A 24595-nucleotide genomic window follows, 5' to 3' on the forward strand; every position below is an offset into this window, starting at 1 on the left:
ACTAGACAAATGAAATATCTACCGGGCTTCCTGCTCCTGCTTGCCAGTTGGCTGCAGCCCATGCATGTCCTGCCCTGGGCGAGTTGGCACAGTGAGTTGCTGGCGCTGGCCGCTCTGGCCTGGTTCGTGGCCGTGCAGTTGCTGGGAAAAAGGGGTGTGATGGGGGAGTCGCAGCTTGCAGTTCCACGGCTCATATGGCTACCGCTGGCGCTGGGCGTGTATGCGCTAATTCAGTTCGGTCTGGGACAGATCGTGTATTTCGGCGATGCACTGATGATCGCACTCTATATGGGTGCATGTTGCATGGCGCTCACAGTTGGCTATCAGTGGGGCGCTGAGCCTGCGCTAACGTCACAGGAAAGGGCGAGCGAAGTGAATCTCGAGCAGCTTGCCATGACGGTGCTGGCGGGGGCACTCTTATCCGTAAGCATCATGCTGGCCCAGGCCTTCGACGTATGGAATACGGCAGACTGGGTTTCGCGAACGGAGGGATACCGCAGACCGGGCGGGAATATCGGGCAGCCGAATCACATGGCGACCTTGATATTGATGGGTGTGGCGTCGGTGGTTTGGCTGCACAAGACCGACCGCTTGAGCTCGAGGCTGGCGGTGGTGATGCAACCATTGCTGATCCTGGGGCTGGCCATGACAGAGTCGAGGACCGGCCTCTTGAGTGCCGTGGTGCTGACAGGCTGGTGGCTCTTGCGCCGCAAGGTGTTTGCTGATGTGCAGTCAGTACGTGCTGTCGTGTATGCCTGGATCGGACTCCTGCTTCTGGTCTGGGCTTGGCCAATATTCATCTCGGCTTGGCACTACGCCAGCACCGAGGGTGTCAGTCGGGCCCATGCCGGCGTCGGTGTGCGCAGCGTGGTGTGGGCGCAGCTGTTGGAGGCGGCGCTGCAACATCCCTGGCTGGGCTGGGGTTTGCGTGAGGTGTCTCAAGCGCATAACGCGGTTCTGCATCTTCACCGCGAGAGTGCACCTTTCACTTACGCCCACAATGTGCTGTTGGATCTGGCGGTCGGCATTGGCTTTCCACTGACGCTGGTAGTGGTGGTCGTGTCCGCCCGATGGTTCTGGCGCCGGATGACGTGGGTGCATACGCCGGCAGGTTGGTACTGTATGGCTTTGACCATCCCGCTGGTGGTGCATAGCATGCTGGAGTTTCCTCATTCGTACGTCTATTTCCTGATCCCAGTGTTATTGGCGATCGGGGTGCTGGAAGCTGGTGCCGCGCAAGGGGCTGTACTGAAAATCAGGGTGTCCTATGCGAGTGCAAGCGCATTCCTGCTCTTCCTGCTCATGGCCTGGAGTGCCGTGGAGTATGTGGCGATTGAAGAAGATTTCCGGGTGGCGCGGTTCGAGGCCTTGCGCGTGGGCCAAACGCCCAGTGAATACGCGGTGCCGGAGTCGATGCTTCTGACTCAGCTGGACGCGATGCTGAAGGCCACCCGTACCAGACCTGCTCCCGGGATGTCGACAAGTGACATCGACTTGCTGCGCCGCGCTGCCGGTCGCTTTCCGTGGACGGCTATTCAGAATCGTTATGCACTGTCTCTTGCCTTGAATGGACATCCGGAAGAAGCCGTACGCCAGATGCAGGTGATACGTGCCATGCATGGCGACAAACATTACGAGGCCGTCAAGGTAACTTGGGAATTGATGGCGAAAGAAAAATATCCGCAACTGAAAAAACTGAAGCTTCCGTGAAGACGGGACCGTTTCATCTCGGCTGGGGCATGTTGCCTGTTCTGGTGGCGCCCTGGCTCATACCGCCTCAGAATGGGCCGAGTCCATCGCTGGTGTCGGTACTGTTCAGTTTGGGCTGCCTGGGGCTGCTGCTGTGTTGTGCGGTCTGGAGGCTTCAAAGGCCATCCGAAGGGAATCTTGACGCCTTGCCGGCAAGTGCATGGCTTGCTGCGGCACTGGTCAGCTCGGTAATCGGTCTGCTCCAGTATTTCGGTGTAGCGCTTGATGCCTTCAGGAGCTCGGTTGATGTTGGCGAAGCCTATGGAAACCTGAGACAGCGCAATCAATTCGCTACTCTGACCAATATAGGATTGATGACCCTGCTTTGGTGGGGTGGACAACCGGCATTGAACAGGCCTCACTGCTTACGCCCATGGCTGCTGCAAGTCATGGCGGTTCTGTTCGCTGTTGCAAACGCCGCATCCGTATCTAGAACCGGTTTGGTGCAATTGCTATTGACTGCTGCACTGGCGTTGTATTGGAAACCGAAAGATCAATGCACCAGGCGGATACTGATAGCAGCGTTACTTGGCTATGCACTGGCAAGCCTCTTCCTCCCTTTGCTGAGTGGATCCGATACTGTCAGCATCATTGGAAGATTTCAGAGCCCAGGAGAAGTGTGCACCAGTCGTTTGACGCTCTGGAGCAATGTGTTGCAACTGATCGGGCAGAAACCTTGGTTGGGTTGGGGTTGGGGCGAACTCGATTACGCGCACTTCATGAATGTTTACCAAGGGCCACGATTTTGCGAGCTGCTGGATAACGCGCACAATCTTCCCCTGCATCTGGCGGTAGAGTTGGGCGTTCCAGTTGCGCTGTTGGTGTGCGGTGCATCAATCGGGCTGATACTGTACGAACGACCCTGGCGTGAAGCGAACAGCAATCGCCAACTGGCTTGGGGGATCCTGATCCTGATTCTGCTGCACAGCATGCTGGAGTATCCCTTGTGGTACGGACCATTTCAGTTGGCGCTGGTGATGTGTGTGGGTCTGCTGCTATGGCCGAGAATAGGAAAAACACTGGAAGGGCGAAGTAGCCAATCTCAAAGAATCGCAAAGATAGGAGCGCTTCTTGGGGGCTTGTGCCTGGTGGGCGTTTCGATGTACGCGGCCTGGGAATACCACCGCATCAGCCAGATATATCTACCCCCCGAGCAAAGAGCTGAAGCCTATAGAGAAAATACGCTGGAGAAAATCCGTGGTTCTTGGTTGTTTGCCGACCAAGTTCGGTTTGCCGAATACACCTTGACGTCAATGACCATAGAAAATGCTGCGCATCTCCATGAGCTGGGTTTGAAGCTATTGCATTTTTCCCCAGAGTCTAGGGTAGTGGAAAAGCTGATCGAAAGCGCCGTCGTATTGGAAAGGGACGAAGAAGCGCGTTTTTATTTATCGCGCTACAAGGCGGCTTATCCGCAAGACTATGCGCGCTGGTCTGCGCGGCATAGATATGAGCAAACCCTGCAGTGAAGATGACTTTTCAAGAGGCTGAATAGCTGCCGGACTTGCCGCCGTGCTTTTCCAGCAGATGCACACCAGTCATGATCATGCTGCGGTCCACGGCCTTGCACATGTCATAGATGGTCAGCAGGGCTACTTGCACGGCAGTCAAGGCCTCCATCTCGACACCAGTTGGGCCAACGGTTTCCACCTGGGCGGTACAGAGTACATGCGCTGGCGCAGCAGTGGCAGCAGGGTGAACCGAAAAGCCGACTGTCACGCGGGTTAGCGCCAGCGGGTGACACAGGGGAATCAGGTCACTGGTCTTCTTGGCGGCCTGGATGCCTGCGATGCGGGCAATGCCCAGCACATCGCCCTTCTTGGCAGTCCCTGACTGGATAATTGCCAGAGTAGCCGCTTGCATCTCGATGCGGCCGGCCGCTACAGCGATGCGGTGGGTGCTGGCTTTGGTCGCCACATCCACCATGTGGGCCTGGCCCTGGGCGTCAAAGTGGGTCAGAGAACTCATGGAAAATCCCGGATTTACGAAACCTCTACATTACACAAGCATCATACGTCCATGACAGCGACCCGAGCATTTCAGTGGCAAGACCGATTCAAAGCCGGCGCGATCCATCTAGGTCTTAGTTTGGTCGCCGCCAGCCTGGCAGCGTTGCTGGTGTTCGGACTCTGGTATCCCTATCCTTATCGCGAAACCTCGGGGGGGCGTGAGCTGTTTTTGATCATCATCACGGTCGATGTCATTCTCGGCCCGCTGATCACCCTGGCCGTTTTCAACCGCAACAAGCCGCGTCGTGAACTGGTGCGGGATCTGACGGTGGTGGGATTGATCCAGATGGCCGCATTGACTTACGGGCTGTGGACGGTCAGCGTGGCCCGGCCGGTGCATCTGGTCTTCGAATACGACCGGTTTCGAGTGGTGCATGCCATCGAGGTCCCGGAAGAGCTTCTGGACCAGGCTGCAAAGGAGGTGCGAAAAATGCCATTCACCGGGCCCACGGTACTGGCTCTGCGGCCTTTCCGTGATGTGAACGAGGAGAGCACGGCCACACTGATGGCATTAAGTGGGGTATCGCTGAGTGCCCGCCCCGATCTCTGGCAGGACTATCTCCCGGCACGACCGCGCGTGCTGGCGGCCGCCAAGCCCTTGGGAGAATTGAGAAAGCGCTTTACGCAGCAGGGCTCAGTGATCGATGCTGGTGTGGCGCAAACCGGCAAGCGTGTGGAGGACTTGGTGTACCTGCCTATGGTCGCGCGAAATTCTTTCTGGACGGTGCTGCTCGATGCGCAGAGTGCCGAGGTGCGTGGGTTTGTAGCCTTGGACTCGTTTTGAAAAGACAGCAGACTCCTCACGCCTGGAGAGGGCGGCCCTGGGTAGCAGTGATTCTTGCCATGGCGCAAGTGCTGGCCCCTGTTGCCGCCCAGACCGCCCTGCCGTCCCTGGGTGATGGTGCGGAAATGAGCATCAGCGCCGAACGACGGCTGGGCGATCGCATTGCACGCGAGCTCTACCGCGATCCGGATTACATCGACGATGCCATCCTGGGTGAATACGTCCAGGGCATCTGGTTGCGCCTGATGGCCGCGGCGCGCCAGCGCGGTGAGTTGCCGCCGGAGCTGGACCAGCGTTTTGCCTGGGATGTGGTGCTCGGACGGGAGCGCAGCGTCAATGCCTTTGCGCTGCCCGGGGGTTATATGGGGGTGCATCTGGGTCTCATCGCGGTGGTGAGCAGCGAAGACGAACTCGCTTCGGTGCTGGCGCACGAGCTCAGCCACGTGACACAACGGCATATCGTGCGCATCATCAGCCGCCAGAGCAACCAGGCGCCCTGGCTGCTCGGCGCCATGATCCTGGGGGCGCTGGCCGCAGCGAGCAACCCCGGTGCGGCCGGCGCCATGATCGTCGGGGGGCAGGCGGCGGCGGTCCAGGGCCAGCTCAATTTCTCGCGTGACATGGAGCGTGAAGCCGATCGCGTGGGTTATGGCGTGATGACGCAGGCCGGTTTCGATGCCCGGGGTTTTGTCGGCATGTTCGAAAAGCTGCAGCAGGCCAACCGCTTCAATGACACGGGTGCTTTTCCCTACCTGCGCAGCCATCCGCTGACCACCGAACGCATCGCCGACATGCAGTCGCGCCAGCAGTTGCAGGAGCGGGCGGCCCCGCCCCAGCTGACGATGGCGCATGCGATGCTGTCGGCGCGCGCGCGCATGCTGGCCAATCCGGAGGTCGACAGTTTGCGCGCGGCGCTGCTGTCGGCGCAGGGCGCGACGGCGGCGGCCATGCCGCCTGCGCAGCAGGCCGGTGTGTACTACGCAGCGGTCCTGGGCGCCATGGGTTTGCGTGAGTTCGAGCAGGCACAGCGCTGGCTGGAGCGCCTGCAGGCCCTGGTGCGCGGCGACGCACGGGCCGCTTACCAGACGCGCATGCTGGGTGCTGAGTTGGCGTTGGCAATGGCAAATCCGCGGCGTGCCAGCGAGCTCCTGGCAGCGGAGACGCCCGAGGCGGGCCAGACGGTGACCCGGCCCTTGCTTTTCCTGCGCGCGCGCGCCTGGACGCAGACCGGTCAGGCACGCGAGGCTGCTGAGCAGTTGCAGGTCTGGCTGGCCAGCCGACCGCGTGATGCGCAGGCCTGGCAGCTGCTTTCAGCAGCCTATGCGGCCCAGGGCCAGACCCTGCGGGCTGTGCGGGCCGAGGCCGAGGTCCATGCAGCTCGCCTGGACTATGCGGCCGCGCGCGACCGCCTGCGTGCGGCGCAGGAACTGGCCCGGCAGGGCCCCAACGTGGATCACATCGAGGCGTCGATCATCGACACGCGCAGTCGAGAAATCGAGTCATTGCTGCGGGAACAGGCGCTCGAGCGCTGAGTCGATCACCAGGCTGAAAACCGAGTACAGCAGCGAACCCAGCAGGGCTGCCGCGAAGTCGCGCACCTGGAAGTGGTCCAGCAAGCTCGCCGCAGCCCAGAACAGCAGGGCATTGATCACGAACAAGAACAGGCCCAGGGTCACCAGCGTGACCGGCAGCGTCAGCAGGATGAGGACGGGCCGCAGGAAGACATTAAAAAGCCCGATCACAAAAGCCGCCAGCAATGCGGTGGTGAAGCTGTGCAGTTCGACGCCACTGTAAAGATGCGCGACCGCCAGCAAGGCGGTCGCGCTCAGCAGCCATTTGGCCAGGAGTTTCATGGCGGGGAAGCATAGCACCCGCGCATGAAGGAGGCCGAAGGACTTATTCGCTGGCCAGCACCAGGAAGGCGCCCATGCCGGCCACGGCGCCCGGGACGGCCCAGCGCGCATCCTGGCTGGCGGGCTGATCGGGCGTGACGGGTGCCATGTCCTGGCCGAATTTCGGGCGCCGGGCATCCAGGACGCGCGCGACACCGTGCTTCTCCAGCAGTTCGCGCGTCATCTCCAGCAACGGACCGTGGGATAACACCGGCGTGACCTGGTCACCGAGGGCCTGCAGTCCGGGGGTGATCTGTGCGAACAGCTTTTCAGCCCATTTGTTGCGCCAGTTCTCGCGCGCCGTATGGTTGACCCATTTGCTGATGTGCCGGGTCATGCGGGGCGGGCAGGCCACCACGATCCAGTGGGTGGGCTGGCGCTGACCGGGCAGCTTGCCCTCCATGGGCACCAGCTGGTGCTGTGCGTACTCTGCATCGTCCACATACACAATGATTTTGTCCATGATCTACTCCTTGTTGATTAAGGGACGGGGGAAACAGGTGTGCGGGTCTCTCAGGCGGCCTGGCCCGAATGGCTGGCCTGTGTCGTCTGACGGCGGGTGTTCCACCATCCGGCGGCCAGGACGCCAACAACGGCGAGTGCATAGAGGGCCCAGCGAGCACCGGTGTGCGGATCAAACACCGGGTCGAGCAGCGGTTCGTTGACGACCATCTTGGCTGCCGTGAAGGCCAGCACGGCAGCGCCGAGCTGGATGATGATGGGGAAGCGCTGTACCAGTTTGAGGACCATCGTGCTGCCAAACACCACGATGGGCACGCTGATGAGCAGGCCCAGGACCACCAGGTCGAAGGAGCCGTGTGCGGCGCCGGCCACGCCCAGCACGTTGTCCACGCCCATCAAGGCATCGGCCACGATGATGGTTTTCATGGCGCTCCAGAAGGTCTGGGCAACGGGGCCGTGGCTTTCGTCGCCTTCACTGTCGGTCAGCAACTTGTAGGCGATCCAGACCAGGCCCAGGCCACCGACCAGCATGAGGCCGGGGATCTGCAGCAGCCAGACCACGCCTATCGTCATCAGGGAGCGGACGACGATGGCGCCCACCGTGCCCCAGACGATGGCTTTTCTTTGCAGGTGGGAGGGCAGGCTGCGCGCGGCCAACGCGATCACGATGGCGTTGTCGCCGGCGAGCACGAGGTCGATGAGGATGATGGCCAGCAGCGCTGACCACCACGGGGCGGATAAAAACTCCATGACAAAACTCCGAGTTGTTTCGATCAACAACCTGGATCAGCTGACGTCAATGGAGTCTTGGGGCCGAGATGGTCCAAGACGTGCTTCGACGAAACCTGAAACAGGCTCCAATCGAAGGTCTTGCTCGGCATGGTGTCATGCAGATATTTGCCCAACAAGCCGGAAGTCATGCTTCGTAATGACGACTTGTTGATACTCGTTGCAACGATAGCCTTGGTGGCTACCTCCCTGTGCTGCAGCAAGTGGGAGCTACTCCCCTTCGTGAGACACATTGAAGCACGGATGGTGTCAACCATGCAACTGATATGGTTTTTGAGGTGAAGCGCTGGAACAACGACGGGCGGGCAGACGCTATGATCCCTGTCCCATCCGAAGGGACCATGGCAGGCATACACATCACTGATATCGAAGCGGCCATCAACTACTGGCGCGAACGCGAACCTTCACCCGACGGCATCACACTGGCCCAACCGGTGCGAGCGCTGGCCGAGGTCTATGCCCTGATGGTCTATTTCCGCGAGCAGGAGGCCGACGAGCTCAGCATGCCTGCATCGGCCATGCAAGCCTGGATGCAGTGGTACGACAGCACGCCCGACACGCCCTGCATCGCGATCTGTTCCACCAGCCAGGGCGACCCGGAGTGCAAGGGGTGTGGCCGGACCTTTGACGAGGTGCAGCTATGGACCGAGATGCGGCCTGCGCAAAAGCGGCAGACCTGGCGCCGCATCACGCTGCACGGTGGGGCTTGGCGCTTTAATCGCTATGCCGAACGGGCGGCCGAGGGGCATATGGTGACGTCCACCGAAGCCTAGAGCCAGTCCCGCGCTCACTTCCAGCGCAACGCTTCGATGTCCACCTGATGCCGGTCATTACCCAGCATCAGCGCTCCTTCTTGAATCGTGGCCTGCAGTTGCATGCTGCGCTCGGCCATGGCGGCCAGGGCTTGGGACGTTTCGGAGGGAACACGCCAGACCTGCAGCTTGTCCAGGCGCGTGAGCTTGTTCTCGATGCCGCGCCACCAGACCTCGGCGGCGTGGGCGAAGCAATAGACCACCACTGCATCGGACTTGCTGCAGGCCTTGGCCAGGGGCTTGTCCTCGGGTTGGCCGACCTCGATCCACAGCCGGGTCTGACCGGTGTAGTCGCGCAGCCAGGCGTCGGGTTCGTCGGGGTCCGACAGTCCGGCGCCGAAGGCCAGCGTGCCGTCGCCGCCGCACAGGGTTTGCAACTGGTGGGCCTGCAGCGCCAGCGCCACCAGCCGGATCATCATGCGTTCATCGGTTTCGCTGGGGTGGCGTGCCAGTGTCAGCGCATGGTCTGCGTAATAACCGTGATCGATGTCGGCGATCTGCAGATTGGCCTTGAAGATGGTGGATTTGATGGCCATGGTGATGCGAAGGGTTATTGCGGGGAACGCCGCGGAACCGGCTTTGCCGGGCCGCTGGCGTTGTCCCCCTTGGGGGGAAGCGGCGTCAGCCGCTCAGGGGGTTAAACCCGTTTCGCGAGTTCGGCCGCCTTGCCGGTGTAACTGCCCGGGGTCATGGCCAGCAGGCGCTGCTTGTCAGTCTCGGGGATCGCCAGGCCGCGGATCAGCTGGTGCAGGTCTTCGGCCGTCACGGTCTGGCCGCGCGTGGCCTCCTTGAGCTTCTCGTAGGCGCCCTGCACGCCATAACGGCGCATCACGGTCTGGATCGGTTCGGCCAGCACTTCCCAGGCCGCGTCAAGATCGGCGGCCAATGCCTCGCTGTTGAGTTCGAGCTTGCCCAGTCCGATGGACAGCGACTGGTAGGCCAGCACGGCGTAGCCCATGGCCACGCCCATATTGCGCAGCACGGTGGAGTCGGTCAGGTCGCGTTGCCAGCGGCTGACCGGCAGTTTCTCGCTGAGGTGGCGCAGCAGGGCATTGGCCAGCCCCAGATTGCCTTCGGCGTTTTCGAAGTCGATCGGGTTGACCTTGTGCGGCATGGTCGAGGACCCGATCTCACCGGCCTTGAGCTTCTGCTTGAAGTAGCCCAGCGAGACATAACCCCAGATGTCACGCGAGAAGTCGATCAGGATGGTGTTGGCGCGCGCAATGGCATCGAACAGCTCGGCCATGTAGTCGTGCGGCTCGATCTGGATGCTGTAGGGCTGGAAGCTCAGGCCCAGGCCCAGGGGTTCGGGTGTTTCCACCACGCGGCGGGCGAAGGCTTCCCAGTCGAACGCGGGCCAGGCGGCCAGGTGCGCGTTGTAGTTGCCCACGGCGCCGTTCATCTTGCCCAGAATCTTGACGGCGGCAATGCGGTCGCAGGCGGTCTGCAGGCGGACCACCACATTGGCGATTTCCTTGCCCACGGTGGTGGGGCTGGCCGTCTGGCCGTGGGTGCGGCTGAGCATGGGCACCTCGGCATGGGCCTGGGCCATGTCGCGCAGCTTGAGCAGCAGCTTGTCCAGTGCCGGCAGCAATACGGTGTCGCGCGCGCTGCGCAGCTGCAGGGCATGGCTGGTGTTGTTGATGTCCTCGCTGGTGCAGGCGAAATGCACGAATTCGCTGGCCTTTTCCAGTTCGGGCCGGGCTTCGAAGCGGGACTTGATCCAGTATTCGACGGCCTTGACGTCGTGGTTGGTGGTCTTCTCGATCTCCTTGATGGCTTGGCCATCGGCTTCGGAGAAGTTTTTCACCAGATTGAGCAGATAGGTGCGAGCGCCGGGCGACAGCGGCGGGAACTCCTTGAAACCGGCGTCGCTCAGGCTGATGAACCAGGCCACTTCGACCTGGACGCGCCGGTGCATGTAACCCTGTTCGCTCATCAGCGGGCGCAAGGCGGCGAGCTTGGCGGCGTAACGCCCGTCCAGCGGGGACAGGGCCGAAATCGTGGAGAAAGTCATGCCCGGATTGTAGTTTGACGGCCTGTGACGCGGAGGAAACGGGCAGACCGGGTGCGAATCGTTAGAATCCGCCCCCTGGACTACCAAAAGACCCATGAAACTGATCGGCTCCCATACCAGCCCCTACGTGCGCAAGGTGCGCATCGTGATGGCCGAGAAAAAACTGGAATACACCTTTGTGCTGGAGGATGTGTGGTCGGAACAGACCCGCATCGTGGACGCCAATCCCCTGGGCAAGATCCCCTGCCTGATCATGGAAGGCGGGGAAGCCCTGTTTGATTCGCGCGTGATCGTCGAATACCTGGACACCCTGTCGCCGGTGGGCAAGCTGATCCCCCCGGTCGGTCGCGAGCGTGCCGAAGCCAAGACCTGGGAGGCCCTGGCCGACGGCGTCATGGACGCCGCCCTGCTGGCTCGCATGGAGGCAATCTGGCCCCAGCGCAGCGAGGCCCAGCGCAGCCCGGCCTGGATAGACCGCCAGCTCGGCAAGATCGCAGCCAGCCTGGATGCCATGAGCCAGGGCCTGGGCGACAAGCCCTTCTGCTCGGGGACCCACTTCAGCCTGGCCGATGTGGCCGTCGGTTCTGCCCTGGGTTATCTGGATTTCCGTTTCCCCCAGATTGCCTGGCGTGATGCGCATCCCGGTCTGGTGCGCCTGCAGGACAAGCTCATGCAGCGCCCCAGCTTTGCCGACACCCTGCCGCACTGAGGCGGCGCGGCGCCATTTCCCCGGGCTGGCGTGCGGAAACGCAGCCCCGTCAGGCATTTGTCATCGTGCTGTCCTAAAATCGTCTCACCACGAAGGAACGCCATGCTTTACCCTGAACTGTTCAAACAGCTGGAGGCCGTGCGCTGGGACATGGAGAAGGACATCCCCTGGGACAAGTTCGACGCCTCCCTGCTCAGCGATGAGCAGGCCCAGACCATCAAGATGAATGCCATCACCGAGTGGGCGGCCCTGCCGGCCACCGAGATGTTCCTGCGCGACAACCGCGACGACAGCGACTTTTCCGCCTTCATGTCGATCTGGTTCTTCGAGGAGCAGAAGCACTCCCTGGTCCTCATGGAGTATCTGCGGCGCTTCCGACCCGAGCTCGTTCCCACCGAGCAGGAGCTGCACGATATCCGCTTCGAATTCGACCCGGCGCCTGCGCTGGAGACGCTGATGCTGCACTTCTGCGGCGAAATCCGGCTCAACCACTGGTATCGGCGCGCCGCCGAATGGCACACCGAGCCGGTCATCAAGCACATCTACACCACACTGAGCCAGGACGAAGCCCGGCATGGTGGCGCCTACCTCAAGTACATGCGCCGCGCCATAGGTCGTTTTGGCGCTGAAGCCAAGACGGCGTTTGCCAAGGTGGGTGTGCTGATGGCCAGCGCCCGGCGCACGGCCCAGGCCCTGCACCCGACCAATCTGCACGTCAACAAGAACCTGTTCCCGCGCGACACGATCCAGAGCCGCCTGCCCAACCCCGAGTGGCTGGAGCACTGGCTGGACCGGCAGATCAACTTTGACGCCGCCTGGGAAAGCAAGGTGGTCGAGCGCATCCTGCACAACCTGAGCCTGCTGCTCGGCCGCAGTTTCCAGACCGTGCAGGAGCTCAACCGTTTCCGCAAGGAGTTGATGGTGCCGGCGGCGCCGCTCGTCTCTTCAGGCGCGGTCTGAGCTGGTGGTGGTCGTCAGCGCCAGCATGCGCTGCAGGTTGAGCTGAACCTTGACCTCGCGGTGCGGTACGCTGGCCACGATGCGGTAGTCGCGCGCGCTGGTGTCGCGTATCACCGGCTCGGCCACCGGTATGCCTTCCCGGTTGATCAGCACGGCCACCTTGGGTGTGGTGGTGTTGACTCCGCGCCGGATCACGGTCGCCACCTCATCGGTGTGCAGCCGCACGAAGGAACCCGGTGAATAGATGCCCACGGCCTTGATCAGGGCCGCGCCTGCTTCGTCCACCTGCCGGTTTTCGTCGAAGTAGCTGGCTTGCATGGCCGCTGCCGGGGCGGTAGGGGTGCGCGAGGCTCGAGGCGCCAGCCGCGCGCCGAACATGTCGGCGCGCTGGATCAGGCGCGCCATGCGCTGCCCCTCCGATTTTGCGGCCAGCGGCCCCGGCGGAACGCTGTGATGGTGGCGCACGGCCTCCAGCCAGCCGGCATCGTTGACACCGATCTTCTGCAGCAGCGCCACCGAGCGCAGCGAGTGCTGGTCGATCTGCTGGCGTTGCTCCGGCGAGGGCGGGGTCAACTGCTGGGCCAGCTTGTCCTGCAGCTCGGTCATGCCGATGTTCATGGTCAGCGCCGCCAGGCACAAGACCTGCTCCTGTTCCGCCGGCCAGTTGAGCACCTCGCGTGCTGCCAGGCCGCACATCACGCTGACCAGCATGGCATGCGTGGCGCTGTACATGCGGATCTCGCTGGCCGAAAGGTGGAAGAGCGCGAACAGGGCGCCATCCGCGTTGCCGATGGACTGCTGGCGCAGCTGCTTTTGCAGGCGCACCAGGCGCTGCAGGAACTGCGGTGCACCGCAGTCGCGCAGGATGCTGTTGGCCTGGACCTGGTAGTCCAGCCAGTCGACCGGGCCATCGGCCAGGTCCGGGTCGGCGCGTCCCGCATCGAGTTCGGCGCGCGAGATGTGGGTGCCGGCGATCTGGCCCAGGGTTTTTTCCTTGCGCACCAGATCATGCAGCATGCCCACATAGGCTCGGTGGTGGGCTTCGGAGTCGACGAGGTCGATGTAGAGTGAAATACCACGACCGACCAGAGACTGCAGTTCGCTGCGCGAGGCGATCACGTAACCCTTGCTGGCCAACAAGGTGCCGTCGGCGTCCATCAGCGGAAAAGGCAGGGGCTCACCGATCCGCAGTGAATCAAGGCTGACAGCGACAAGTTTGGTCGACATGGGTCTGGCAATTATGCCCCTGCGGATTGGGTGGGGACGGGGGATTAGGGGGTGAAGAGCCGCCGTTTTCCCCCGATACCCCGCCCGCTGTGCCGGCCTGCGCAGCGACTGCTAGGATGCGGGCCATGACGCAAGCGCACGCCCCGAACCCGTCCAGCCCTTTCCCCTTGCCGGCTTTTCTTGACAAGCTGTGTCCGCGCAGCGGGCTGGCCACACGGCGGGCAAGCCTGCCCAGGCCCCTGGTCTTCACCAATGGTGTGTTTGATGTCATGCACCGCGGCCACGCCATCTACCTGGCGCAGGCACGTGCCCTGGGGGCCAGCCTGGTTGTGGCGCTCAACACCGATGCTTCGGCGCGCCGATTGGGCAAAGGGCCCGAGCGGCCGCTCAACAATGAGCAGGACCGTGCGGCCATGGTGGCGGCACTCGGCGCGGTCGACCTGGTGACCTGGTTCGACGAGGACACGCCCCAGGCCCTGATTGCGGAGATCCGCCCGGACATCCTGGTCAAGGGCGGTGACTACGACATGCGCAAGCTGCCCGAGACGGCCCTGGTGGCGTCCTGGGGTGGCCAGGCGCTGGCCCTGCCTTTTGTCGACGGTTATTCCACCACGGCCCTGGTGCGCAAGATCCGCGGCGTTGTCTGATCGTGGACTTCAGGCCGGGCCGAACACGTTCGTCCACAAGGCCAGCACGGCAGCGCGTTCTGCGGCCACGGACTCGACCGCGACCTGGGTCGGCTCTTCGTTGAGACGCGCGCGGTGCTGCACGCGCCGCAGTTCACGGTAGGCGTCGGCGGCCGCGCTGCCCGCCCCGGGCGGCAGCAGGCCCACGGTTTCGGCCACACGCAGCAGGCCAATATTGCCGACGTTGGCCACCAGTTCCGGGTGGTGCATCGACTGCGACAGCACCAGGCACTGCACCGCAAACTCGGCGTCGACCATGCCGCCCACGCTGTGCTTGACGTCGAATTGCTCGCCGCGCACCGGGTGCGCATGGCGCACCCGGTCGCGCATGGCGACGATCTCCTGACGCAGTGCCAACGCGTCGCGCGGCGCGGTGATCACGGCCCGGCGCACGTCGTCGAAGCGTCGGCGCAAATCATCGTTGCCCAGCACGAAGCGTGCGCGCGTCATGGCCTGATGCTCCCAGGTCCAGGCGGTGTTGCTGCCGCGCTGCTGCTGGTAGTTGGCGTAGGCCTCGAAGGTGGTGATCAGCAGGCCTGAGTTGCCGTTGGGGCGCAGGGCCGTGTCGATCTCGTAGAGATCTCCTTCGCCGGTCTTGACGGTCAGCCAGTTGATCAGCTTGCGCACCAGCAGGACATAACTCTCGGGGGCGTCCTCGTGTTCGTCCTCGTAGACGAAGACGATGTCCAGGTCGCTGCCGTAGCCCAGTTCCTTGCCGCCGAGCTTGCCGTAGCCGATGATGGCGAATTGCGGCTCTTCGCGGTGCTTCTTTTTCATGCGCGCCCAGCACCAGCGGGTGGTGATGCGCAGCACGGCATCGGCCAGTGCCGAGAGATCATCGGCCACCTGCTCCACCGTCAGCACGCTCTCGACGTCGCGCGCCAGGGTGCGGAAGACCTCGGCATGGTGGGCCCGGCGCAGCAGGTTGAGCAGGGACTCCTCGTCGTCGTCGCCGGCGGCCTGCAGGGCCTTCTGGCGGACGTCGAGTTCGGCCTCGAAGGCGAGCGGATCGAAGCGCTCGTCCATCATGGTGCGGCTGGCGAGTTCGTCGATCACACCCGGGTGCTGCAGCAGGTAACGCGCCGGCCAGCGCGCCGCGCCCAGCAGGCGCAGCAGGCGTTCGTGCACGGCCGGGCGTTCCAGCAGCATGGCCAGGTAGCTCTCGCGTCGCAGCAGCGGTTCCATCCAGTCCACCAGGCGGCAGGCGGCTTCTTCGCTGGCGCGCTCTTCGCGCAGCCAGTCGGCCGTGCGCACCACCAGACGGATCAGGCGGGCGCGTGACTCTTCACGCAGGGCCAGCACGCGCGGGTGCGCGCGCCAGGCGTTGATCCGTTCGCGAAACTGCGGCGGCAGGCGCTCCAGCAGGCCGTCGAAATCGGGCGTGGCGGGGCCGCTGCCGTTCTTGCCGTTCCCGTTGCCGCAGCCCTTGCACTCCTTCTGGCCCGAGCCGCCTAGCAGGATGTCGAACTCCTGGGCCACGACTTCGCGGTGGGCGTCGAGCTGGGTCAGAAAGCGACAGGCATCGGGGTAGCCCATGCTGCGTGCGATCCAGTCCAGATCCTCGTCGCGCGTGGGCAGCACGTGGGTCTGCTGGTCGTCCAGGTACTGGATGCGGTGTTCGACCCGGCGCAGGAATTCGTAAGCCTGGGCCAGCGCTTCGGCCGTGGCCTGCGGCATGAGTCCGGCCTTGACCAGGCGTTGCAGGGCATCCAGCGTGGGGCGTGTGCGCAGTTCGGGGTATTGGCCGCCACGCACCACCTGCAACAGCTGCACGGTGAATTCGATCTCGCGAATGCCGCCGCGTGAGAGCTTGACGTCGTTGCTGCGCTCGGGGTGGCCGGCGCTGCGTTTGGCCGCGTGTTCGCGGATCTGCCGGTGCAGCACGCGCAGCGAATCGAAAACGTTGTAGTCCAGGTAACGACGGAAAACGAAGGGCACCACCAGGCTGCGCAAGGCCATGACCGAGCCGTCCTGCAACTGGCGCTTGGGCGCCACGATGCGGCTCTTGAGCCAGGCAAAACGCTCCCATTCGCGGCCCTGCACGTGGAAATATTCCTCCAGGGCGCCCAGGGACACCGCCGGCGGACCCGAGTTGCCGTTGGGCCGCAGGGCCAGGTCGACACGGAACACGAAACCGTGTTCCGTGGTGTCTCCCAGCAGGTTGTAGATGGCGCGCACCGCCTTGGCAAAGTACTCGTGGTTGGAGATGCGGTTGCGGCCCTCGGCATTGCCGGCGGTCTCGCCGTCCTGGTCGTAGACGTAGATCAGGTCGATGTCACTGGAGACGTTGAGCTCGCGCGCGCCAAGCTTGCCCATGCCCACCACCCAGAACAGCGCGCGGTTGCCGGCCGGTGTCAGCGGCATGCCATGGCTGTCGTCCAGGGCCTGCATGACTTCGGTGCAGGCCACGTCAAGCGCGAATTCGGCCAACTCGGTCATGCTGGCCGTGATGTCGTGCAAAGAGGCCTGCTGCTCGCAGTCCAGGACGACCAGACGCTCCATGACCAGCTGACGGATCGTGCGCAAGGCTGCGCCGCTGTCATGACCCGAGCTGCGCAACTGGGTCAAAAGCGCTTGCAGGGCCAGGAGACCGGGGCGGCCAGGGCGCAGCTGTGCCAGCAGCCCGGCATGACGGCGCCGTATGCGCTGGACGAAACGGGAATGGTCGGCGCAGACGGGGGATGCGGTCGGCGGCTTGGTCGCGCCCTGCATCAGGCCGCATGCATCGTTGCGGGTCATAATTCCTGTCGAGCTCTCGATCTTCACAATGGATACCCTGCCGCGCCGCCCATCCCTGCCGCTCAAAATCCTGACGATTTCGACGCGTGCCCTTTTGTGGCTGATCCTCTTGGCCTGGCTGATCTTCAGCGCCGCCTGGGCGACGTTGCACCTGGTCATTGTGCCGCGAATCGGCGAATTGCGCCCGGAGCTGGAAAGCCGGGCCAGCCAGGCCCTGGGCGTGCCGGTGCGCATCGGCGCCATCGTCGCACACGCCGACCGCCTGTTCCCCTCTTTCGAGCTGAGCGATGTGCGGCTGCTGGACCGCGAAGGCAAGGCGGCCTTGCAGCTGCCGCGCGTGACGGCCACGATCTCGCCGCGTTCGCTCTGGAACCTGGGTTTCGAGCAGCTGGCCATCGAACGGCCCGAACTCGATGTCTGGCGTGCGGCCGACGGCCGGATCTTTGTGGCCGGTATCGAAATTCCGCAGCAGCAGGAGGATGGCCGTGCGGCCGACTGGGTGTTCTCGCAGACGGAATGGCTCATCCGCGGGGGGCGTGTGCAGTGGCGTGATGAACTTCGCGGGACGCCGCAGCTGCAGCTGCAGGAGGTCGATCTGCGCATGCACAACGGCGCGCGCCGGCATGAATTCAGGCTGGATGCCACGCCGCCGGCCGAACTCGGTGGCCGCTTCAGCCTGCGCGGGCGCTTTCACCAGCCCCTGCTGTTCACCCGGGCCGGCGAGTGGCAGCGCTGGTACGGGCAGTTTTATGCGGTGTTCGAGCGCGTCGATATGGCCCAGTTGCGCCGCCATGTTCCACTGCAGCTGGATGTGGCGGGCGGCAGCGGCGCCCTGCGCGCCTGGGTGGATGTGGACCAGGGTCGTGTGAGCAATGTCACGGCGGATGTGACGCTGTCGCGGCTGGGCCTCAGGCTGGGGCCCGAGCTGCCGGCGCTGGACCTGACCCGTCTCAGCGGCCGCCTGGGCGGGCGCAGACTCGACGGCGGCTTCGAGGTTTCTACCCAGGGTCTGAAGTTCGACACGGTCGACGGTCTGCGCTGGCCCGGCGGCGATGTGCGTCTCAGCTATGCCGATCCGGGGGGCGAGGTGAAGGCGCGTGGAGAGATCCGCGCCAGCGGCATCGACCTTGCGACCCTGGCCCAGTTGGCCCAAAGGCTGCCGCTGGGGCGACGCGTGCATGAAGCACTGGTGCTGTATGCACCCAAGGGACAGGTCGAGCAGTTGCAGGCCCGCTGGCAGGGACCCTGGGAGGCGCCCGAGCGCTTCGATGCGCGCGGCCGGCTGCGCCAGCTGGACGTGGCCGCGCGCCCGCAACTGCAGCCGCTGGCCGAGGGTGCGACGCCGCCCGGCACCTTGGGCTCGCCCGGTGTGCGTGGCCTGACCGTCGATTTCGATCTGAACCAGGACGGCGGCCGCGCCAGTGTGGTGGTGCAGCAGGGGCATCTGGAGCTGCCGGGTGTGTTCGAGCAGCCGCGCATCGCGCTGGACCAACTGGCGGCCGAGCTGCAGTGGAAGCTGCAAGGTGGTCAGACCAGCCTGCAGATCAACAATGCGCGCTTTGCCAACACCGAGGCCCAGGGCGAGTTCCAGCTCAAATGGCACACAGGAGATGCGCCCGGCGCCAGCCTGCCCGGCGTGCTGGACCTGCAGGGCAGCATGAGCAGGGCCGAACTGTCGGCCCTGCATCGTTACCTGCCTCAGGCGATCGACGCCGATGTCCGGGACTATCTGCGCAAGGCCTTGCCCCAGGGCTGGGCCGGCGGGGCGCGTTTCCGGGTCCGGGGCGATCTGCGTGATTTCCCCTTCAGCAGCCCCGGGCAGGGCGAGTTCCGCATCACGGCCAGCGTGCAGGACACACGTTTTGTCTACGTGCCAACAGGCTTGCAGCCCGCCGGGCAGAAACCCTGGCCGGCGCTGACCGATGTGCGCGGTGACCTGCTGATCGACCACGCCAGCCTGCAGTTGCGCAACATCAACGCCCGGCTCGAAGGCGCGCCGCAGCTGCGCATCAGCCAGGGTGAGGCCCGCATTCCGGACATGGGCCACGATGCGCGGGTGCTGACCAGCATGCAACTGGGTGGCCCGCTTGACGATCTCTTGCGCGGGCTCATCGTGGCCTCGCCGCTGGACGCGATGACCGGCGGCGTGCTGGGTCAGGCCCGCGCCACGGGCAATACCGAGGGGCAATTGCGACTCGACCTGCCCCTGCTGCACCTGGATGACTCGGTGGTGCAGGGGCAGGTGAAGCTGGCCGGCAACGAGTTGCAGCTTGCTGCCGAACTCCCGCGTCTGACCCGTACCCGCGGCATCCTGCATTTCAGCGAACGTGGTTTTGCACTGGCGGGTGTGCAGGGCCGCCTGCTGGGGGGGGATGTTCGCGCCGAGGGGGGCACCATCGCCGTGCCGGGGACGTCGGCCGATGGCGCACCGCGCTTGCGTCTGCAGGGCACCCTGACGGCCCAGGGTCTGCGCCAGGAAACGCAGCTCGGTGTCGTGGCCCGTCTGGCGCGGCAGATGAACGGCAGCACGACTTACGCGGCCGAATTCGGCTTGCGCCAGGGTGTGCCCGAATTCCAGCTCACGTCCACCCTGCAGGGCCTCGCGTTGAACCTGCCGGCACCTCTGGCCAAGCCGGCCGAAGCAGCCTTGCCCCTGCGCCTGCAGGCCACGCTGATGAGCGCCGAGCCGGGGGCAGCCCAGGGCGCACGCCAGGATCTGCTGCAGCTCGACCTCGGGCGCCTGCTAGCCATGCGTTATGTGCGTGAACACGGCGTGGAGACGACGCAGGTCCTGCGCGGCACCATCGGCGTCGGCTTGCCGGCGGGCGAGAGCCTGCCCATGCCGGAGGCCGGCGTGGTGGCCAGCATCCATTTTGAAGACCTCGATCTCGATGCCTGGCGTCTGGCGGCGGCCGCGTCTCCTGGCAGCTCGGTAGCGCCGCCCAGCGGCCCGCCCGTACCGGCGGCCTTGCACGATTACCTGCCCACCAGCCTGATGGTGCAGGGCACCACGCTGCGGATGGGCGGCCAGAAGTTCAGCCAGCTGGTGGCTGGCGGTACACGCGAAGGCCAGACCTGGCGCGTCAACCTGGACGCGCGCGAACTCAGCGGTTACCTCGAATACCGCATGCCTACCAGCGTTGGTGCCGGTAGCGTCTACGCGCGCCTGGCGCGCCTGGTGCTGGCCCAGGAGAACGCCAGCGGCATGGAAAACCTGCTGGACGAACAGCCGGTCAGCATCCCGGCGCTCGATGTGGTGATCAACAACCTGGAGCTGCGTGGCAAGAACCTGGGACGCGTGGAGATCGAGGCCGTCAACCGCGGCCTGGCGCAACGCGATACCGGGACGCGCGAATGGCGCTTGAGCAAACTCAACATCAGCATGCCTGAAGCCGAGTTCACGGCCAGCGGGAACTGGGCCGTGTACCAGGAGGCCAGCGAGCCGGAGGGCCGCGTGAGCCTACCGCGATCGACCCCGGGCGCCGTGCGCACGGAGCGGCGGCGCACCGTCATGAACTTCAGGCTCGATATGGCGGATGCCGGCGGCTTGTTGACGCGCCTGGGCATGCCCGGCCTGATCCGTGCAGGCAAGGGCCGCATGGAGGGCCAGGCCAGCTGGATCGGCTCACCCCTGGGGCTGGACTATCCGAGCCTGGGGGGCGGTTTCAACATCAATGTCGAGACGGGTCAATTCCTCAAGGCCGAACCCGGCATCGCCAAGCTCATGGGCGTGCTCAGTCTGCAGGCCCTGCCGCGGCGCCTGGCGCTGGATTTCCGTGACGTGTTCACCGAAGGTTTTTCCTTCGACTTCGTGCGGGGCGACGTCCAGATCGAGCAGGGCATCGCCCGGACCAATAATCTGCAGATGAAGGGCGTCAACGCCGCCGTTCTGATGGACGGCCAGGCCGATCTGGCGCGCGAGACGCAGGATCTGCGTGTGGTGGTGGTGCCCGAGATCAACGCCGGCACCGCCTCGCTGATCGCCACCTGGATCAACCCGGCGGTTGGTCTGGGCACCTTCCTCGCCCAGGTCTTGCTGCGGGGGCCGATGATCGCCGCAACCACGCAGGAGTTCCGCATCACCGGCAGCTGGAGCGACCCGCAGATGAACAAGGTCGAGACACCCGCACCCGCGCCCGGCCGGCCGGCCGGAAACACGCCATGAAGCTGGCGGCCCTCCAGATGGTTTCCGGCGTCGAGCGCGACGCCAATCTGCTGCGCGCGCGGGCGCTGCTCGAAGCGGCGGCGCGCCAGGGCGCCGAGTTGGCCGTGCTGCCCGAATACTTCTGTCTGCTGGGCCGGCAGGACAGCGACAAGCTGGCCCTGCGCGAATCTCTGGGCCAGGGGCCGATCCAGGACTTCCTGGCACGGGCCGCACGCGAACTGGATTTGTGGATCGTCGGCGGCACCCTGCCGCTGGATGACGGCGCGCCGGCGGGTGATGAACCGCCGCGCGCCTACAACAGCACGCTGGTCTACGCAGCCGGTGGTGAGCGGGTGGCGCGTTACGACAAGATCCACCTCTTCCGCTTCGACAACGGGCGCGAACGCTACGACGAGGCCCGCACCCTGCACCCCGGGCGCGAGCCCGTCACGTTCGATCTGCCCTCGCGTGACGGCCACCACTGGCGCGTGGGCTTGAGCGTCTGCTACGACCTGCGTTTTCCCGAGCTCTACCGCGCCCATGCCCAGGCCGGCGCCGAACTGCTGCTGGTGCCCAGCGCCTTCACGCACACCACCGGCCAGGCGCACTGGGAGTTGCTGCTGCGCGCGCGCGCCATCGAGAACCTGGCCTTCGTTGCTGCAGCGGCGCAGGGCGGCCTGCACGAAAACGGGCGGCGCACCTGGGGCCATTCCATGCTGGTGGATCCCTGGGGGCGCGTGCTGGGCGTGCGACCGGAAGGCGAGGGCGTGGTGCTGGCCGAGCTCGATGCGGTCCAGCTGCGGCAGTGCCGCCAGCAACTGCCGGCCCTGGAGCACCGCGTCCTGTGAACATCCCTCTGCTCGAATCGCGCCGGGAGCGCTGGCGGGCTCACTGGCGCCGCCGTGTGCTGTGGTCGGCGCTGGCCGCGCTGGTGGTGGCCCTGCTGATCACGCTGGTGTGGCTGGCCGGGCGTTACGAGGCCAGTCAGGTGCAAAGCCGCCTGGAGCGGGACGCGGCCGACGCGGTTGGTGACATCCGTTCGCGCCTGACGCGCAATCTGCAGAGCCTGCAGGCCCTGCAGTTCGGCGAACCCAAACCGGCGGCCTGGGCGGCCGAGGCCACGACCCTGCTGCGGGCGCGGCGCGAGTTGCTGCGCATCGAATGGCGCGACAGCCAGCACCACATCCTGGCCCAGGCCGGCACGCCTTACCGTCCGCCGGTGTTTGCCCGGCTGGGCCGCGACAGCGTGCAATCCGAGGTGACCCAGGTCTGCAATGTCGCGCGGCGCATCAGCGGGCCGGCCTATTCGGGCAGCTATTTCGTGCCCATGACCGATGGCCTGGGGCTGGAGGTCATGGAGGTGTGCCTGCCGCTGGCCAGTGCCGGCGTGGTCATGGGTTATCTGGTGGCCACCTATTCCCTGCAGGACCTGCTGGACGATCTGGCGCGCCAGCTCACGCGCAGCCAGGAGGTGTCTTTCACCGAAGGCGATGGCACACGCCTGGCCATGCGCGGCACGGCACGCCGCACCAGCCGCGTGTTCTCGGCCCAGCAGCTGCTGGACCTGCCGGGCACGACCCTGGTGCTGCGCATGGACAGCTGGCGTGGCGCGCCCGAGGTCTTCCCCAATGTGCTCACGGCCCTGGTCACGACCATGTCGATCGCCCTGGTTTCCATCCTGCTGCTGCTCGGCAAGGACATGCGCCGCCGGCTCAAGGCCGAGAGCGACCTGGCCGACGCGCTGGCCTTTCGCAAGGCCATGGAGGACTCGCTCGTCACGGGCCTGCGCGCGCGCGACCTGCGGGGTCGTATCACCTACGTCAACCCGGCCTTCTGCCAGATGGTGGGCTTCAGTGCCGAGGAGCTCACGGGGCAGAGCATGAATTTCCCCTACTGGCCGCCCGAGCTGGCCGACGAGTACCAGAAGCGCCAGGAAATCCGGCTGGCCGGCAATGTGCCGCCGCGCGAGGGGTATGAATCCGTCTTCATGCACAAGGACGGCACGCGTTTCCCGGTGCTCATCATCGAGGCGCCGCTGATCAACGCACAAAATGTTCAGACCGGCTGGATGAGCGCTTTCCTCGACATCCGCGAGCAGCGCCGCATCGAGGAGCTGTCCCGCGCCAGCCAGGACCGCCTGCAGGCCACGGCCCGCCTGACCATGGTAGGCGAGATGGCTTCGCTGCTCAGCCATGAACTGAACCAGCCGCTGGCGGCCATCGCGAGTTACGCCACCGGCATGCGCAATCTGCTGCAGCAGGGGGCGCATACCGTGTCCGACGTCGAACTGGCCATGCACCGCATCGCCGAGCAGGCCGAACGTGCCGGCAAGATCATCAAGAGCGTGCACGACTTCGTGCGCCGGCGCGATCAGGCGCGCGAGACCGTGGCGCCGCAGGTCCTGCTCGATGCCATCCTGCCCCTGGTCAATCTGCAGGCGCGCAAGCTGGGTGTGCAGGTGCAGTTGCGCCTGGACCCGGGCCTGCCGCCGGTGCTGTGCGACCGCACCATGGTCGAGCAGGTGCTGCTCAACCTCGCGCGCAATGGCATGCAGGCCATGGACCGGCCCGAGATCCGTCGGCGCGTGCTGCAGCTGGGCGTGAAGCGCTCACCGGAAGACGCACGCTGGATCGAGTTTTCCGTCACCGACGTCGGACTGGGCATCACGCCCGAGGTGGCGCAGCAGCTGTTCACGCCCTTTTTCACCACCAAGGCCGAAGGCATGGGCCTGGGCCTGAGCCTGTGCCGCACCGTGATCGAACAGCATGGCGGCACCCTGGCTTTTGCGCCCAAGCAGCCCCAGGGCACGGTCTTCAGCTTCACGCTGCTTGCGGGTCCCGGGCCGCTCCTGCCTTAACATCGCGCCATGCAACCCGTGATCGACGCCTCCGTATACATCGTGGACGATGACGCCAGCGTGCGCGAAGCGCTGGCCTGGCTGCTGCGCTCACGCCGCCTGGGCAGCCAGGTGTTTGACAGCGCCGAGGCCTTTCTCGAGATGATCGAGGGCGCCCATCTGCCCTCGCGTCCGGCCTGCCTGCTGCCGGACGTGCGCATGCCCGGCATGAGTGGCCTGGCCCTGTTCGACCGCCTGGTCGAGCGCGGCCTGCACCTGGTGCTGCCGGTGATCTTCCTGACCGGTCATGCCGATGTGCCCACGGCGGTGAGCGCCGTCAAACGTGGCGCCTTCGACTTTTGCGAGAAGCCGTTTTCCGACAATGCGCTGGTCGACCGCATCGAACAGGCGCTGGCCCAGTCGGCGGCCATCGTGCAGGCCCAGCAGGTGCGCGCACGTCTGCGCCTGCGCCTGGCAGAACTGACCGACCGTGAGCGTGCCGTGATGCAACTGGTGGTCGAAGGTCTGCCCAACAAGCGTATCGCCGACCAGCTCGACATCAGCGTGCGCACGGTGGAGGTGCACCGCGCCCGTGTCTTCGACAAGATGGAAGTCAAGTCGGCCGTCGAGCTGGCCAATCTGCTGCGTGAAAACTAGTGTAGTGTTTCATTCTGTCTGGAACTTAATCGGCTATTGGCTCGAATGACCTTTTGCAGGATGTCGCGCGCGCTCTTGGTCCAGATAAACGGCTTGGGTTCGATGTTGTGATGGGCGACGTAG

20 protein-coding genes are annotated in these 24595 nt (G+C 64.8%); 12 read left to right on the forward strand and 8 right to left on the reverse strand.

Annotation, left to right across the window (positions count from 1 at the left end; genetic code table 11):
• Positions 1 to 9: 9 nt before the first annotated feature.
• Both ACYVH8_RS14015 and ACYVH8_RS14020 read left to right on the forward strand, forming a co-directional pair.
• Entirely contained in the window at positions 10 to 1710 is a 1701-nt protein-coding gene (locus tag ACYVH8_RS14015; RefSeq protein WP_460489428.1) for a PglL family O-oligosaccharyltransferase, read from the forward strand.
• Complete coding sequence (locus ACYVH8_RS14020) at positions 1653 to 3218, forward strand: PglL family O-oligosaccharyltransferase (RefSeq protein ID WP_460489429.1); 1566 nt, start codon at positions 1653 to 1655, stop codon at positions 3216 to 3218. The genes ACYVH8_RS14015 and ACYVH8_RS14020 overlap by 58 nt, the downstream gene beginning before the upstream one ends.
• A 10-nt stretch (positions 3219 to 3228) precedes the next feature.
• Here ACYVH8_RS14020 and moaC read toward each other — a convergent pair whose 3' ends face one another.
• The gene (gene moaC, locus ACYVH8_RS14025; RefSeq protein ID WP_460489430.1) at positions 3229 to 3717 is read right to left on the reverse strand and encodes a cyclic pyranopterin monophosphate synthase MoaC; all 489 of its coding nucleotides are present in this window, start codon (positions 3715 to 3717) and stop codon (positions 3229 to 3231) included.
• A 51-nt stretch (positions 3718 to 3768) separates the two neighbouring features.
• Here moaC and tfpZ point away from each other — a divergent pair, with 51 nt between their 5' ends.
• Both tfpZ and ACYVH8_RS14035 read left to right on the forward strand, forming a co-directional pair.
• Positions 3769 to 4542, forward strand: a complete 774-nt coding sequence (gene tfpZ / locus ACYVH8_RS14030; RefSeq protein WP_460489431.1) for a TfpX/TfpZ family type IV pilin accessory protein — start codon at positions 3769 to 3771, stop codon at positions 4540 to 4542.
• Between the two features lie 59 nt (positions 4543 to 4601).
• Positions 4602 to 6074, forward strand: coding sequence for a M48 family metalloprotease (locus tag ACYVH8_RS14035; RefSeq protein WP_460489432.1), 1473 nt, complete (start codon positions 4602 to 4604; stop codon positions 6072 to 6074).
• Here the strand turns inward: ACYVH8_RS14035 and ACYVH8_RS14040 are convergent.
• Genes ACYVH8_RS14040 through ACYVH8_RS14050 form a run of 3 tightly spaced genes read right to left on the reverse strand, consistent with a single transcriptional unit; the run spans position 6042 to position 7646 of the window.
• On the reverse strand, positions 6042 to 6395 hold the full coding sequence (locus tag ACYVH8_RS14040; protein WP_460489433.1) for a phage holin family protein: 354 nt from the start codon (positions 6393 to 6395) through the stop codon (positions 6042 to 6044). The two genes, ACYVH8_RS14035 and ACYVH8_RS14040, sit on opposite strands and share 33 nt — an antisense overlap.
• A gap of 43 nt (positions 6396 to 6438) precedes the next feature.
• Complete coding sequence (locus tag ACYVH8_RS14045; RefSeq protein ID WP_460489434.1) at positions 6439 to 6897, reverse strand: hypothetical protein; 459 nt, start codon at positions 6895 to 6897, stop codon at positions 6439 to 6441.
• Positions 6898 to 6947: 50 nt separating this feature from the next.
• Entirely contained in the window at positions 6948 to 7646 is a 699-nt protein-coding gene (locus ACYVH8_RS14050) for a TerC family protein (protein ID WP_460489435.1), read from the reverse strand.
• Between the two features lie 380 nt (positions 7647 to 8026).
• On the opposite strand from ACYVH8_RS14050, the gene ACYVH8_RS14055 reads away from it, so the two are divergent.
• Positions 8027 to 8458: a DUF3717 domain-containing protein gene (locus ACYVH8_RS14055; RefSeq protein ID WP_460489436.1), complete on the forward strand. Its 432-nt coding sequence runs from the start codon at positions 8027 to 8029 to the stop codon at positions 8456 to 8458.
• Positions 8459 to 8472: 14 nt separating this feature from the next.
• On the opposite strand, the gene ACYVH8_RS14060 is transcribed toward ACYVH8_RS14055, so the two are convergent.
• Both ACYVH8_RS14060 and purB read right to left on the reverse strand, forming a co-directional pair.
• Complete coding sequence (locus ACYVH8_RS14060; RefSeq protein WP_460489437.1) at positions 8473 to 9033, reverse strand: YaeQ family protein; 561 nt, start codon at positions 9031 to 9033, stop codon at positions 8473 to 8475.
• Between the two features lie 101 nt (positions 9034 to 9134).
• Positions 9135 to 10514, reverse strand: coding sequence for an adenylosuccinate lyase (gene purB / locus ACYVH8_RS14065; protein ID WP_460489438.1), 1380 nt, complete (start codon positions 10512 to 10514; stop codon positions 9135 to 9137).
• A 94-nt stretch (positions 10515 to 10608) separates the two neighbouring features.
• Between purB and ACYVH8_RS14070 the strand changes: the two genes are divergently transcribed.
• A complete protein-coding gene (locus tag ACYVH8_RS14070) occupies positions 10609 to 11223 on the forward strand; it encodes a glutathione S-transferase C-terminal domain-containing protein (protein ID WP_460489439.1) in 615 nt (204 codons plus the stop codon).
• A 102-nt stretch (positions 11224 to 11325) separates the two neighbouring features.
• Complete coding sequence (locus ACYVH8_RS14075; protein WP_460489440.1) at positions 11326 to 12183, forward strand: ferritin family protein; 858 nt, start codon at positions 11326 to 11328, stop codon at positions 12181 to 12183.
• Here ACYVH8_RS14075 and ACYVH8_RS14080 read toward each other — a convergent pair.
• A complete protein-coding gene (locus tag ACYVH8_RS14080; RefSeq protein ID WP_460489441.1) occupies positions 12169 to 13410 on the reverse strand; it encodes an HD-GYP domain-containing protein in 1242 nt (413 codons plus the stop codon). The genes ACYVH8_RS14075 and ACYVH8_RS14080 overlap by 15 nt on opposite strands.
• Before the next feature lie 125 nt (positions 13411 to 13535).
• Here ACYVH8_RS14080 and rfaE2 point away from each other — a divergent pair, with 125 nt between their 5' ends.
• On the forward strand, positions 13536 to 14057 hold the full coding sequence (gene rfaE2 / locus ACYVH8_RS14085) for a D-glycero-beta-D-manno-heptose 1-phosphate adenylyltransferase (RefSeq protein WP_460489442.1): 522 nt from the start codon (positions 13536 to 13538) through the stop codon (positions 14055 to 14057).
• Positions 14058 to 14066: 9 nt separating this feature from the next.
• Here the strand turns inward: rfaE2 and glnE are convergent, their stop codons facing one another.
• Entirely contained in the window at positions 14067 to 16835 is a 2769-nt protein-coding gene (gene glnE, locus ACYVH8_RS14090) for a bifunctional [glutamate--ammonia ligase]-adenylyl-L-tyrosine phosphorylase/[glutamate--ammonia-ligase] adenylyltransferase (protein ID WP_460489443.1), read from the reverse strand.
• A 94-nt stretch (positions 16836 to 16929) separates the two neighbouring features.
• Here glnE and ACYVH8_RS14095 point away from each other — a divergent pair, with 94 nt between their 5' ends.
• Genes ACYVH8_RS14095 through ACYVH8_RS14110 form a run of 4 tightly spaced genes read left to right on the forward strand, consistent with a single transcriptional unit; the run spans position 16930 to position 24472 of the window.
• Complete coding sequence (locus ACYVH8_RS14095) at positions 16930 to 21000, forward strand: YhdP family protein (RefSeq protein ID WP_460489444.1); 4071 nt, start codon at positions 16930 to 16932, stop codon at positions 20998 to 21000.
• Positions 20997 to 21827, forward strand: coding sequence for a carbon-nitrogen hydrolase family protein (locus tag ACYVH8_RS14100; protein ID WP_460489445.1), 831 nt, complete (start codon positions 20997 to 20999; stop codon positions 21825 to 21827). Before ACYVH8_RS14095 ends, ACYVH8_RS14100 begins: the two co-directional genes overlap by 4 nt.
• Entirely contained in the window at positions 21824 to 23836 is a 2013-nt protein-coding gene (locus tag ACYVH8_RS14105) for a two-component system sensor histidine kinase NtrB (RefSeq protein WP_460489446.1), read from the forward strand. The genes ACYVH8_RS14100 and ACYVH8_RS14105 overlap by 4 nt, the downstream gene beginning before the upstream one ends.
• 9 nt (positions 23837 to 23845) lie before the next feature.
• Entirely contained in the window at positions 23846 to 24472 is a 627-nt protein-coding gene (locus ACYVH8_RS14110; RefSeq protein ID WP_460489447.1) for a response regulator transcription factor, read from the forward strand.
• The last annotated feature ends 123 nt before the right edge of the window (positions 24473 to 24595 follow it).

Source organism: Curvibacter fontanus (assembly GCF_054780335.1).